General features: G+C 62.1%; 14 protein-coding genes. All 14 read right to left on the bottom strand.

Annotated elements, in window-relative coordinates; translation table 11 throughout:
• Positions 1-9: 9 nt before the first annotated feature.
• On the bottom strand, positions 10-816 hold the full coding sequence (gene phnK / locus M5G20_RS11375; RefSeq protein WP_273919202.1) for a phosphonate C-P lyase system protein PhnK: 807 nt from the start codon (positions 814-816) through the stop codon (positions 10-12).
• Positions 813-1682, bottom strand: a complete 870-nt coding sequence (locus M5G20_RS11370) for an alpha-D-ribose 1-methylphosphonate 5-phosphate C-P-lyase PhnJ (RefSeq protein ID WP_273919201.1) — start codon at positions 1680-1682, stop codon at positions 813-815. The genes phnK and M5G20_RS11370 overlap by 4 nt, the downstream gene beginning before the upstream one ends.
• Entirely contained in the window at positions 1675-2751 is a 1077-nt protein-coding gene (locus tag M5G20_RS11365) for a carbon-phosphorus lyase complex subunit PhnI (RefSeq protein WP_273919200.1), read from the bottom strand. Before M5G20_RS11365 ends, M5G20_RS11370 begins: the two co-directional genes overlap by 8 nt.
• A complete protein-coding gene (gene phnH, locus M5G20_RS11360; protein ID WP_212626856.1) occupies positions 2751-3341 on the bottom strand; it encodes a phosphonate C-P lyase system protein PhnH in 591 nt (196 codons plus the stop codon). Before phnH ends, M5G20_RS11365 begins: the two co-directional genes overlap by 1 nt.
• Positions 3341-3790, bottom strand: coding sequence for a phosphonate C-P lyase system protein PhnG (gene phnG, locus M5G20_RS11355; protein ID WP_273919199.1), 450 nt, complete (start codon positions 3788-3790; stop codon positions 3341-3343). Before phnG ends, phnH begins: the two co-directional genes overlap by 1 nt.
• Positions 3791-3801: 11 nt before the next feature.
• Positions 3802-4506, bottom strand: coding sequence for a phosphonate metabolism transcriptional regulator PhnF (phnF, locus tag M5G20_RS11350; protein WP_273919198.1), 705 nt, complete (start codon positions 4504-4506; stop codon positions 3802-3804).
• 36 nt (positions 4507-4542) lie between these two features.
• A complete protein-coding gene (phnE, locus tag M5G20_RS11345; protein WP_212626853.1) occupies positions 4543-5325 on the bottom strand; it encodes a phosphonate ABC transporter, permease protein PhnE in 783 nt (260 codons plus the stop codon).
• A 132-nt stretch (positions 5326-5457) separates the two neighbouring features.
• Entirely contained in the window at positions 5458-6468 is a 1011-nt protein-coding gene (gene phnD, locus M5G20_RS11340) for a phosphonate ABC transporter substrate-binding protein (RefSeq protein WP_273919197.1), read from the bottom strand.
• A 43-nt stretch (positions 6469-6511) separates the two neighbouring features.
• Complete coding sequence (gene phnC, locus M5G20_RS11335; RefSeq protein WP_273919196.1) at positions 6512-7345, bottom strand: phosphonate ABC transporter ATP-binding protein; 834 nt, start codon at positions 7343-7345, stop codon at positions 6512-6514.
• Positions 7346-7541: 196 nt separating this feature from the next.
• Entirely contained in the window at positions 7542-7952 is a 411-nt protein-coding gene (locus M5G20_RS11330) for a hypothetical protein (RefSeq protein WP_273919195.1), read from the bottom strand.
• A gap of 13 nt (positions 7953-7965) precedes the next feature.
• The gene (ccmI, locus tag M5G20_RS11325; RefSeq protein ID WP_273919194.1) at positions 7966-9168 is read right to left on the bottom strand and encodes a c-type cytochrome biogenesis protein CcmI; all 1203 of its coding nucleotides are present in this window, start codon (positions 9166-9168) and stop codon (positions 7966-7968) included.
• Positions 9165-9635 (bottom strand): cytochrome c-type biogenesis protein, encoded by a 471-nt coding sequence (locus M5G20_RS11320; RefSeq protein ID WP_273919193.1) that lies wholly within the window; start codon positions 9633-9635, stop codon positions 9165-9167. The genes ccmI and M5G20_RS11320 overlap by 4 nt, the downstream gene beginning before the upstream one ends.
• Positions 9632-10168: a DsbE family thiol:disulfide interchange protein gene (locus M5G20_RS11315; RefSeq protein WP_273919192.1), complete on the bottom strand. Its 537-nt coding sequence runs from the start codon at positions 10166-10168 to the stop codon at positions 9632-9634. The genes M5G20_RS11320 and M5G20_RS11315 overlap by 4 nt, the downstream gene beginning before the upstream one ends.
• Positions 10165-12153, bottom strand: coding sequence for a heme lyase CcmF/NrfE family subunit (locus tag M5G20_RS11310; RefSeq protein WP_273919191.1), 1989 nt, complete (start codon positions 12151-12153; stop codon positions 10165-10167). The genes M5G20_RS11315 and M5G20_RS11310 overlap by 4 nt, the downstream gene beginning before the upstream one ends.
• Positions 12154-12156: the final 3 nt, after the last annotated feature.

The raw sequence follows: 12156 nt of genomic DNA, 5'->3' as shown, positions 1-12156 counted from the left end.
GACGGGGCTTCACGGCTGCAACACCGAAGACACCAGCAGTTGCGAATAAGGGTGCTGCGGATCGTCGAGGATCTGGTCCGTCAGCCCGGTTTCCACCACCCGCGAGCGGCGCATCACCATCAAGCGATCGGCCAGCAAACGCGCCACCGCCAGGTCGTGGGTAACGATCACCACCGCCAGATCCAGCTCCCGCACCAGGCCGCGCAACAGGTCGAGCAAGCGCGCTTGCACCGACACATCGAGGCCACCGGTCGGCTCGTCCATGAACACCAGACGCGGGCTCGACACCAGATTGCGGGCGATTTGCAGGCGCTGCTGCATGCCGCCAGAAAAGGTCCGGGGCAAGTCGTCGATGCGCTGCGGATCGATTTCCACCTGACTCAGCCAGTCGAGTCCGGCACCGCGCAATTGCTGGTAATTGCGTACGCCTTGGGCCATCAGGCGCTCGCCAATGTTGGCCCCGGCGGACACGCCCATGCGCAAACCGTCACGCGGGTTCTGTTCGACGAAGCCCCACTCGGTGCGCAGCAAGGTGCGGCGTTCGGCTTCGCTGGCGCTGTAGAGGTCCAGCCATTGGTCTTGTTTGTCGCGGTAGCCAATGCCACCGCGTTGCGGAGGCAGGCGCCCGCTGAGCAGCGAGAGCAACGTGGATTTTCCCGAGCCGGACTCGCCGACAATCCCCAGGACTTCACCCGGGTACAAATCAAAACTGACGTCCTGGCAGCCCTTCTCCGGACCGTACAACAGCGACAGGTCGCGTACTTGCAGCAAGGGTTCGGTGGACACGGACAAATCGTTTTTCAGCGCCTGGTTCATTGGCCCTGCTCCTGCTGGCTGACGCGCTGGGCGCAGTAATACGTGTCGGAACAGACGAAGCTCTGGGTGCCGGCATCGTCGAGAATCAGCTCGTCGAGGAACGATTCACGGCTGCCACAAATGGCGCAGCACTGTTCCCACTTCTGCGCTTCGAAGGGGTGATCCTCGAAGTCGAGGCTGGTGACTTTGGTGTACGGCGGCACCGCGTATAGACGCTTCTCGCGACCGGCGCCAAACAGCATCAATGCCGGGCTCATGTCGAGTTTCGGGTTGTCGAATTTAGGGATCGGCGACGGGTCCATCACGTAGCGCTCATCGACCATCACCGGGTAGGCATAGGCCGTGGCGATGTGGCCGAAGGTGGCGATGTCTTCGTACAACTTGACGTGCATGACCCCGTAATCGTTGAGGGCGTGCATGGTCCGGGTCTCGGTTTCCGACGGTTCGATAAAGCGCAGCGGCTCGGGAATCGGTACTTGGTAAACCATGATCTGATCGGCGTGCAACGGCGTTTCCGGGATACGGTGGCGGGTCTGGATCACTGTCGCGTCCGGGGTACTTTCGGTCGTTGCAACGCCAGCGGTGCGGGCGAAGAAGCGACGGATCGACACGGCGTTGGTGGTGTCGTCCGCGCCCTGGTCGATGACCTTGAGCACGTCGTCATCGCCAAGAATCGCGGCGGTCAATTGCATGCCGCCGGTGCCCCAGCCGTAAGGCAGCGGCATCTCGCGACCGCCGAACGGCACCTGATAACCGGGGATCGCCACGGCCTTGAGCAAGGCGCGACGGATCATGCGTTTGGTCTGTTCGTCGAGGTAGGCAAAGTTGTACGCCGCGTCGCGCACGGGGGCCTTAAGGTCATTCATGGCTTTGGCCCTCGGCAGGCTTGCGCAGTTTGCGGATCAGTTCCAGTTCGGCCTGGAAGTCCACGTAGTGAGGTAATTTGAGGTGCGAGACGAAACCGGACGCTTCGACGTTGTCGCAGTGCATCAGCACGAATTCTTCCTGCTGTGCCGGCGAGACGATTTCTTCGTTGTACTCATCGGCACGCAGCGCACGGTCGACCAGCGCCATACCCATGGCCTTGCGCTCGGCATGCCCAAAGGCCAGGCCATAACCGCGAGTGAATTGCGCCAGCTCCGTGGCCGAGCCGACGAACTGGTTGACCATCTCGCACTCGGTGACTTCGATGCTGCCCAGGTTGATCGGGAAACCCAGCTCTTCAGGCTCGATCCAGACCTCGACATCGCCGATACGAATCTCCCCGGCAAACGGGTGATTGCGGCCATAGCCACGCTGGGTCGAGTAACCCAACGCCAACAGGAAACCTTCGTCGCCGCGGGCCAACGCTTGCAGGCGCTGGGCACGGCTGGCAGGGAACTCCAATGGGTCGCGAGTGATGTCCGCGACCGATTCGCCGTTGTCGGATTCGTTCTTGATCAGGCCTTCCCTGGCCAGCAAACCCAGCACTCGAGGGCACGGTTCAAGGCTGGCATTCGCCGTTGTTTGCGGCCCCGGGTACTCACCTTCGGCGAGCAGCGCAAAGTCCAGCAGGCGATGGGTGTAGTCGAAGGTCGGCCCCAGCAGTTGCCCGCCCGGTACGTCTTTGAACGTGGCAGAGAGGCGTCGGCTGAGCTGCATGTCTTGCGTGTCGATCGGCAGGCTCGGGCTGAAGCGCGGCAACGTGGTGCGATAAGCGCGCAGCAGGAAAATCGCCTCCACCATGTCCCCCGCCGCTTGTTTGATCGCCAGCGCGGCCAGCTCTTCGTCATACAGCGAGCCTTCGCTCATCACCCGCGCCACTGCCAGCGGCAGTTGCTGACGAATCTGCTCGACGCTCAGCTCAGTGACCGACGGATCGCCCCGACGTTTTTTCGCCAGCAAACGATGGGCATTGTCGATGGCCTGTTCGCCACCCTTGACGGCTACGTACATCAGGCACGCTCCTCTGCGATGCGGGTGCTGCGCGGCAAACCGATCAGGTCATGGCCGGCAGCGAAAAACAGGTCCAGGCCCCGGGGGAATTCGTTGCGGCGTTCACGCTCGGCCCAGAAGCCATCGGCCACCGGCAGCGCCACGCCGTGTTCGGTTTCGATCCCCGGTCCGCGCCACAGCAACCCTGCCCCGCCGTCGAGCGTTGGCAGCTGAACCAGCAGCGTGCAGGACTGATCGGGGTAGCGATCGTTACCGTGATCGAAGCCGCTCAGGTCGAGCAGATCGTCGGCGCCAAGCAAGGCGAACCGTGCGTCTTCGCGCCTGGCGGTCAGCGGGCAACCACAGTGAAAAGCCAGGTTGGCGCGGATCAACGGGGTGTCGAAGGTCGGCGCCAGCCACAGCGGCGTGTCGACATCCAGCAGCGCCAGGCACAAAGCGTAGGTCGCGGGTTCCAGCCCTTCGAGGCTCGGCGAGGCTTGCAGCGTCCGGATCAAACCGGGGCCGGCCAGGGCTTTCAGTGCCGCGCGAAAACCGCGCTGGGCATCCAGCACCGGGTCGGCGAACGCCGGTTGCAAAAGCTGTGCGCTCATCAGTTTTCTCCTCGCACGAGGGTGAAGAATTCGACTTTGGTGGCGGCGGTTTCCGCCTCTTTTTGTGCCCGGCGCCCGGCCTGTGCGTGCGCCAGCGGCGTGATCATGTCCGTCAGCCAGTGACGCTGTTGCGCGCCCTGCAAATGGGCGTCGGCCAGGGCGGCGAGTTCGGCGTGGACCTTGTCGCGCCCCGCCAGGTAGCTGTAGCCGGTACGGCCGTCGGCCAGGCGCACCACGCAACGGGTCACGCTCATTTCGCCGACGTTGAACGGCGCACCGTTGCCGCCCATGCGGCCACGCACCAGGGTCATGCCGATTTCCGGGGCGCGGATCAGTTGGTATTCGATGTCGCGCAGTGCGTCTTCGAAGGGCTGCAATTCATCGCGACGGGCGCGGGCCAGCACACCGATCCAGTGCTGGCGTTCGGTGTGAGGAACAGGGTTTTGCATGGCGTTCTCCATCAGGTGACAACCTGGTACTGGAAGCGATCCGAACGGCTGGTGGACTGGGCCAGCTCCACCGCACGGCCATCGCGATCGCGGGAAAGGGTGAACACACTCAGCGCCGGCAAATGCCGGGGCATCATCAAAAGCGCGGCTTCTTCGCGGTTGGGCAGGCGGGCGCCGATCAAACTTTGGGTGCGCGTCAGGGGCATGTCCCGTTCGCTCAGGTAATGGCGCAGCGAACCACCGGTGTAGTCCGCCAGCAGCGGTGCATGGCTGGCGCAGTAACGATGGCGGATCAGGCTGACCGGTTGGCCGTCGAGCTTGCGCAAGGTCTGCAACTCGATCATCGGCGCCATTTCAACGATGCTCAGTTGCTGCGCCTCTTCACGGCTGGCAAAGCAGTAACGGCGCTTGAGCAGCACGGCTTCGACGCCCAAACCCTGGGCTGAGAGCGACTGGCTGTAGGCACTGTCAGCGGCCATCGGATAAATCAGCGGCCGCTCCAGGACTTGCGTGCCTTTGCCCTGGCGGCGTAACAGGCTGCCTTCGAACACCAGCTCATCGATGGCACGGCGCAGGGTGTGGCGGTTGACGCCGAAGCGTTCGGCCAACTGCACCTCGGCCGGCAGGAAGTCTCCGGCGCGGTAGTCACCCAGTTCACGACGCAGGATGTCGGCGAGTTCGCGGTACACCGGTTCATCTTGTCTAGACAACTGCATGCTTTAAAAAAGCGCCCGCAGGCACCCCTCCGAAAATCAGATGAACTGCTTGCGCAGGCGTTGCGAGAGGATGTCGATCAGGCTGACGACGACGATGATCACCAGCAGCACCGCACAGGTCTGAACAAACTGGAAGGCGCGGATGTTTTCCCACAGGATCACGCCGATCCCGCCGGCACCGACCATGCCCACCACCGTCGCCGAGCGCACGTTGGCCTCGAAGCGGTACAACGCGTACGAAACCCACAACGGCATCACTTGCGGAATCACACCGTAGATCACCTCTTGCAGCGCGCTGGCACCGGTCGCGCGAACGCCCTCGACGGGACCTGGATCGATGGCTTCGACCGCTTCGGCGAACAGCTTGGCGAGTACGCCGGTGGTGCTGATCCACAGCGCGAGAACGCCGGCAAACGGGCCGAGGCCGACCGCCACCACGAACAGCATGGCGAACACCATTTCGTTGATCGAACGGAACGCGTCCATCACCCGGCGCAGTGGTTGGTGAATCCACCAAGGGGTGATGTTTTCCGAGCAGAGGATGCCCAGCGGCACCGAGCAGACAATCGCCAGCACCGTGCCCCACAGAGCGATCTGTACGGTGACGATCATTTCCTTGAGGTACGAGCGCCATTCGTGGAAGTCAGGCGGGAAAAAATCGGCGGCGAACGTCGCCATGTTTCCCGAATCGCGGTACAGCGCCATCGGATTCATTTCAGCGCCGTGCCAGGCCCAGGCGAGCAGGACCAGAAACAGGCCCCAACCGGCGTACTGCGGCCAGGTACGTTTGCCGACGGCTTCAGCGTGCAGAGTGGTCATGAGGATTCTCTGAAAAAGTTATGCCGAGTACAAAAACCTGTGGGAGCGAGCCTGCTCGCGATGAGGCCGGCACATGCACCTGCGATGTCGACTGACACATCGTCATCGCGAGCGGGCTCGCTCCCACATGGATCAACCGGCGTTGGCGGTCTTTTTCTCGCTCTTCTCGAGCAAGGTGATGCGCTCTTGCAGCTTGGCCAGTTCGGCGTCGATGTCGGCCAGTTTCCTGGCCTTGTCGGCGGCTTCAAGCTTGGTGTCGGCGCTGATCGTGGTGCGCTGCTTGAACAGCTCCAGCTGACGGATCGGCAACAACTGGTCGTCGTTCGACTTCAGGAACTTGCCCAGCTGCATGCCGGCAAGCACGGCCTTCTCGGCGTCGGTGTCGCCGTAGCTGAAGATAAAATCGCGGATCTTCTGCTTCTCGCTGTCGCTCAGCGCCTTGCTCCACACCAGCGGGTCGGCGGGGATCAGCGGCGACTTCCAGATCACTTTCAGCAGCGCGGCTTTATCAGGCTGGGTGACTTCCAGGCGATCCCAGCTTTCGGTGTTGAAAGTCGCCACATCCAGTTGCCCTTTGGCCACGCTCAAGGCGTTCACTTCATGGCTGGAATTGAGGGTGCGTTTGAACGCCGTGGCGGCATCGATGTTGTTCTTGGCGAACACGTAATAGCCCGGCACCAGGTAGCCGGAAGTGGAGTTCGGATCACCGTTGCCGAAGGTCAGGCTCTTGGCGTTCTTCAGCATGTCGTCAACGGAGTTGATCGGGCTGTCCTTGCGCGCGATCAATACGCTCCAGTAACCGGCGGCGCCACTGGCGGCTGCGGTCTGGGCGAAGATTTCGCCGTTGGAGCGGTCCACCGCTTCAATGGCAGCCTTGTTGCCCAACCAGGCAACATCGACCTTGTTGAAGCGCATTCCCTGGATCAGCCCGGCATAGTCTGACGCGAACGTGGCGTTGATCTTCAGGCCGGTTTTCTTGTGCATGTCATCCAGAAACGGCTGCCAGATGCTCTTGAGATTCTGCGAGGACTCGGTGGACATGATGCCGAAGTTGATGGCTTTTTCTTCAGCCTGGGCGGTGCCCATTACGCAGCTGGCGAGCAGTGCTGCGCCAGCAAAAACACGACCGATACGGTTCAACATGGAAGGATTTCCTGAGGGTGAACGGTTGGGAATTGAGGGATGTTTATGCGCGGGCCAGTACCAGCCGGGGCGTGGTCTCGTTGGCGCGGATGTGGTCAGAGCACATCAGGCTGGTGTCGATATCGGCACCATACAAATCGTTGAGGAACTGACCACTCAGTTCGCTGGCGCGACCATCGAAATGGATACGTCCGCCCTTGAGCGCCACGGCACGCGGGCAATAGCGGGTGGCGTAGTCAACTTGATGCAGGGTCACCACCACGGTCTTGCCGTCACGGCGGTTGATGTCGGCGAGGATTTCCATGACCTTGCGCGCCGACTCGGGGTCGAGGGAGGCGATCGGCTCATCCGCCAGAATCACTTCGGCTCGCTGGGTCAGCGCTCGGGCAATGGCCACGCGTTGCTGCTGACCACCGGACAGGGTCGAAGCGCGCTGCGCCGCCAGATCAGCCAGGCCGACCCGGTCCAGGGACTCCATGGCGAACCGTTTTTCTTCGGCATTGAACAGGCCCAAATTGCCACGCCAGCGCGGCATGCGACCCAGGCAGCCGAGCAGTACGTTGTCGAGCACGCTCAAACGGTTGACCAGGTTGAACTGCTGGAAGATGTAGCCGATGTCGGCACGCAAGCGGCGCACCTTGCCATTCAAACGGCCAGACGCCTGCACTTCCTGGCCCAGTACCTTGACACTGCCGCCGTTGTTTTTGTCGCAACAGGCCAGGCCCGCGAGATGGCGCAGCAACGTGGACTTGCCGGAGCCGGACGCGCCGATCAGCGCGACCATCTCACCGGCCGCGATGGTCAGTTCGAGGTCGACCAGTGCGGTTTTACGCGCAAAGGTCTTGTTCAGATGATCGACATGGATAGCTGCGTTCATGGGCTTCTCTGTCTGGTTGAACAGCCGTCCGTGGCTGCATATGAGTTCAACCGACTTTAGGCACCAGGCATGTCAGCCCTATGACTCGCACAAGTCGCTGGAATAACTGTTTGATGAAGGTTTTGTGAAAGGTTGAGCGGTGGAGCCGATAAGTCAGCACCCACAAAAAAGGCGACCCCGAAGGTCGCCTTTTGCATCACTGCCCGAACTGCCGCCCCAAACCACCCGGCACCCCATGAATATCCGTCTCCTCCCAGGGCCCCTTCGGACTGATCGACCGGCTCCAGCCATTATCCCAACGGTAATAGGTACGCTGGCGGTAGAACGTGTTCGGTTGATCGTCGAGCACATAGACACCCATTTTGGGGTCCCAGTGACTATTGCCCCCCGGCGGCGGCGCAAAACTCGCCGAAGTCCGTGGCAGCGGTTTGGCAGGCTTGGCCGGAGTGGTCGGTTTGCTCGGCGCGGTCGAAGGAGCAGGCTTGGTGCTAGGCTGCGATGGCGGAATCGGTGGCCGTGTCGGCTGCTCCACCGCAGGCCGTTGGACCGCACAAGCGCTCAGCCCTAAAACAACACTGAGCAAGGTGATACGAGCGATGGCGGTCATGATGGCGTTCCTGTTATTTATCCGGGCTGTCGATGGTCAGTTTTTGCGGCGCGGTGGTGCTGCTGGCCAAAGGTTGGCTGCGACCGATCCACTCGCCAGCCGTCGGTTGGCCAGCGCGGGAGATGCGCGCAACCAGTTGGACTTCAGGGAAGTTCGACAGTTTCAACTGCGGCATCATTGCGTCGGCATCGCCCAGTTCGACGGTTGCCGGCAGGTCAGCCACCGTCAGGCGCTTGGCCGCCAGCGGCGCGGGTGGGCCGGAGGTGGCGCGGGCAAAGATGAATACGCTGTCACCGGGCTGGACCCTGGCTTTCAATTCGGCCGCCAGATCAACCCGCACCTTGAGCAACGCAGCAACCTTGGTCACAGGCGCTTCGGCCACCTTGCCGCCACTGGCCACCAGCTTCTCGGTGGCGCGGGTAATCCCGCCTTGCAGCGCGATCCGCGATTTATCGTCCGCTGGCAGTTGCTCCAGCAGGCGATTCCAGTAATCGATCGCTTGCTGATAACGCTCGCTTTCGAACGCGGCGATGCCTAGCAACCCGAGGCTGGTGACTTCTTTCGGATCGGCTTTCAACGCTTCGTCAGTCAGCGCCTGAATCTTGTCCGACCACTTCTTGCCATCCGCGAAATACAACGCCTGCGCCCACTGCCCCAACAACTCAGGCTGACGCCCGGCCAGGTTCACGGTGCGCTCGAAAATCTTCGCCGCATCCGCCGGACGATCCTGAGTCATATAGGTGCGACCCAGGAAGTACAACGCCTCTGCGGAGTCCGGCTGTGCCGCCACCGCACGTTCCAGGCGCTGGGTCATGTCTTCCATCGACTTCGGCGCCTGGGAGAATTCCCGGGTCAGCTCGACTTTGTCGCTGGCACCGAAATGCAGGTACAACCCCAACCCCAGAACCGGCACCAGGATCGCCGCCAGCAGTGGCGCCGCTTTACCCAGACGGGTCACACGCGGCGCGGCAACGCCTTCGGTGTCGGCCAGCAATTCACGGGCCGCTTCGGCGCGGCCGACGTCCATTTGCGCGGTGTCGAGCACGCCCTCTTCCTGCTGAGTCTGCAACTCAGCCACGCGCTCTTGATACAGCGCCACGTTCAGGGCAGTACGATCCTCTTCGAGCTGGGCGCGACGGCTGCGCAGAACGGGAATCAACAGAAAACTCAGGGCCACCAGGAGGAGCAGACCTGCAGCGAGCCAGAAATCAATCATTCTTGGTTTTTATCCAACAGTTGATCGAGGCGCTTGCGCTCCTCGGCAGAAAGCGTGTCCGGGGTGTCAGCGCGTTGCACGCGACGACGGCGGACGATCACCGCGATGATCACAAAACCACCCAGCAGCAGGCCGGCAGGACCGAACCAGAGCAAAGCAGTCTTGGCATTGAGGGCGGGCTTGTAGCGGACGAAATCACCGTAGCGATCGACCATGAAGTCGATGATCTGCTGATTGTCCTTGCCCTCGCCGAGCATGCGGAAAATTTCTTTGCGCAGGTCGGCGGCGATCGGTGCGTTGGAATCGGCGATGTCCTGGTTCTGACACTTGGGGCAGCGCAGTTCCTTGGTCAGTTCGCGAAAGCGCTCGCGATCACCTTCCTTGGCGAACTCATAGGTGTCGATGGCCGCGTGCGCCACGCCAACCATGCTCAAGCCCAGAATAACAGCAGCCAACCAGCGCTTCATGGCTTGGCCTCGTCGACCAGTGCCTGATACTTGGCCGCCAGTTTTTCGCGCCAGACCTGCTCGTCGATCACACCGACGAACTTGTCGCGGATGATGCCCTTGGCGTCGATGAAGAAGGTTTCCGGGGCGCCATAGACACCAAGATTCAAGCCCAGGGTGCCGGCGTCGTCGCGGATGTCCAGTTGATACGGGTTGTGGAATTCCGCCAGCCACTTCAAGGCATCGGCGTTGACGTCCTTGTAGTTGATGCCGTAGATCACCACGCCCTTCTCGGCCAGTTTGTTCAGCACCGGGTGCTCGACCCGGCAGGAAATGCACCAGGTGCCCCAGACGTTGACCAGGGCCGGTTTACCGACGATGTCAGCGCGGGTCAGGGTCTTGTCGCCCTGCACGGCCGGCAGGGAAAACTCCGGGAACGGCTTGCCGATCATCGCCGAAGGCAGCTCGGCCGGGTCCAGGTACAAACCGCGATAGAGGAACACGGCAACCACCAGAAAAATCGCCAGTGGCAACAACATCAACCAACGTCTCATGCAGTGGCTCCCGACATGCCCAGTGCTTCGCGCACGCGGCTTTTCACCTTGACTCGATATCGGCGATCCAGCGCCGCCAGCAATCCGCCGAAACCGGTGAGCAGACCGCCGAACCAGATCCAGCGCACGAACGGTTTGACGTGCACGCGCACCGCCCAGGCGCCATCGCCCAGCGGTTCACCCAGTGCGACATAGAGGTCGCGGGTGAAACCGGCGTCGATCCCGGCTTCAGTCATCACCGAATTCTGCACGGTGTAGAGGCGTTTCTCCGGGTGCAGCACGCTGATTTCCTTACCGTCGCGAATCACCCGTACGGTGCCCTTGTCGGAGGTGAAGTTGGGGCCTTCGAAGTGCCTGGCGCCTTCGAAGACGAACTGGTAACCACCCAGGTCCATGGATTCGCCGGGCGCCAGGCGCAGGTCGCGTTCGGCACTGTTCTGGCTCGACAGCACCACGCCCAGCGCACACACGGCAATGCCCAGGTGCGCCACCTGCATGCCCCAGTAGCTGCGGGTCAGGGTCGGCAAGCCTTTGATCAGGCCTTTGTGGCGCGTCTTGTCGAAGATGTCACGCACACCGGCCAGCAACACCCAGGCCGCGAGCATGAAAGTCGCCAGCACCGCCCAGTTGAAATCGCCGTAGGCAACGCCCGCCACCACGGCCAACGCGGCGCTGCCAAGCAGCACCGGGGTCAGCATGCCCAGCAGCCATTTCACCGGGGTGTCTTTCCAGCGTACGACCACACCGACCGCCATCACCAGCATCAGCAACGCCATCAACGGAATGAACAGCGCATTGAAGTACGGCGGGCCGACCGACAGCTTGGCGCCGGTCATCGCATCGAGAATCAACGGGTACAGGGTGCCGAGCAGGATCATCGACGCGGCCACCACCAGCACCAGGTTGTTGCCCAGCAGCAGGGTTTCCCGGGACCAGAGGTTGAAGCCGACCTGACTCTTGACCACCGGAGCGCGCAAGGCGAACAGCGTCAGCGAACCACCGACCACGAACAGCAGGAAGATCAGGATGAACACGCCGCGCTCCGGGTCGGAAGCGAAGGCGTGCACCGAGGTCAGCACGCCGGAACGCACGAGGAAGGTGCCCAGCAGGCTCAACGAGAAGGCGGCAATCGCCAGCAATACTGTCCAGCTCTTGAACACGCCACGTTTTTCCGTGACCGCCAACGAGTGAATCAACGCGGTGCCCACCAGCCAAGGCATGAACGAGGCGTTTTCCACCGGGTCCCAGAACCACCAGCCACCCCAGCCGAGTTCATAGTAGGCCCACCACGAGCCGAGGGTGATGCCGATGCCGAGGAACGCCCAGGCAACGATGGTCCACGGACGCGACCAACGCGCCCACGCGGCATCGAGACGACCGCCCATCAACGCGGCGATAGCGAAGGCGAACGCCACGGAGAAGCCAACGTAGCCCATGTACAACATCGGCGGGTGCACGATCAGGCCAATGTCTTGCAGCAACGGATTAAGGTCAGCGCCATCGCCGGGCACTTGCGGCAGGATGCGTTTGAACGGGTTCGACGTGAGAATCAGGAACAGCAGGAAACCGGTGCTGATCATGCCCATCACCGCCAGCACGCGGGCCAGCATGACTTGCGGCAACTGCCGGGAGAACACCGCCACCGCGAAGGTCCAGCCGCCGAGAATCAGTGCCCACAACAGCAACGAACCTTCGTGGGCGCCCCACACCGCGCTGAACTTGTAGTACCACGGCAACGCACTGTTGGAGTTGTTGGCAACATAGGCCACAGAGAAGTCGTCGACCATGAAGGCGTAAGTCAGGCAACCGAAGGCGAACAGCAGGAACGCGAATTGCCCCCACGCGGCCGGCTGGGCCAGGCTCATCCAGAAACGGTCACCGCGCCAGGCACCGACCAATGGCACCACGGCCTGAACCAGCGCGAAACACAGCGCCAGGATCATGGCCAAATGGCCCAGCTCGGGAATAAAGATGCCGGATGTCATGGA

This window comes from Pseudomonas sp. TNT2022 ID1044, from assembly GCF_028656895.1.
Taxonomy (GTDB): Bacteria; Pseudomonadota; Gammaproteobacteria; order Pseudomonadales; family Pseudomonadaceae; genus Aquipseudomonas; species Aquipseudomonas reinekei.
Note: the sequence above shows the minus strand (reverse complement) of the source record. Positions and strands in the feature narration are given on the sequence as shown.

Coding starts and splice junctions, on each gene's coding strand:
- phnK (WP_273919202.1), bottom strand. CDS start 816: ATGAACCAGGCGCTGAAAAACGATTTGTCCGTGTCCACCGAACCCTTG.
- M5G20_RS11370 (WP_273919201.1), bottom strand. CDS start 1,682: ATGAATGACCTTAAGGCCCCCGTGCGCGACGCGGCGTACAACTTTGCC.
- M5G20_RS11365 (WP_273919200.1), bottom strand. CDS start 2,751: ATGTACGTAGCCGTCAAGGGTGGCGAACAGGCCATCGACAATGCCCAT.
- phnH (WP_212626856.1), bottom strand. CDS start 3,341: ATGAGCGCACAGCTTTTGCAACCGGCGTTCGCCGACCCGGTGCTGGAT.
- phnG (WP_273919199.1), bottom strand. CDS start 3,790: ATGCAAAACCCTGTTCCTCACACCGAACGCCAGCACTGGATCGGTGTG.
- phnF (WP_273919198.1), bottom strand. CDS start 4,506: ATGCAGTTGTCTAGACAAGATGAACCGGTGTACCGCGAACTCGCCGAC.
- phnE (WP_212626853.1), bottom strand. CDS start 5,325: ATGACCACTCTGCACGCTGAAGCCGTCGGCAAACGTACCTGGCCGCAG.
- phnD (WP_273919197.1), bottom strand. CDS start 6,468: ATGTTGAACCGTATCGGTCGTGTTTTTGCTGGCGCAGCACTGCTCGCC.
- phnC (WP_273919196.1), bottom strand. CDS start 7,345: ATGAACGCAGCTATCCATGTCGATCATCTGAACAAGACCTTTGCGCGT.
- M5G20_RS11330 (WP_273919195.1), bottom strand. CDS start 7,952: ATGACCGCCATCGCTCGTATCACCTTGCTCAGTGTTGTTTTAGGGCTG.
- ccmI (WP_273919194.1), bottom strand. CDS start 9,168: ATGATTGATTTCTGGCTCGCTGCAGGTCTGCTCCTCCTGGTGGCCCTG.
- M5G20_RS11320 (WP_273919193.1), bottom strand. CDS start 9,635: ATGAAGCGCTGGTTGGCTGCTGTTATTCTGGGCTTGAGCATGGTTGGC.
- M5G20_RS11315 (WP_273919192.1), bottom strand. CDS start 10,168: ATGAGACGTTGGTTGATGTTGTTGCCACTGGCGATTTTTCTGGTGGTT.
- M5G20_RS11310 (WP_273919191.1), bottom strand. CDS start 12,153: ATGACATCCGGCATCTTTATTCCCGAGCTGGGCCATTTGGCCATGATC.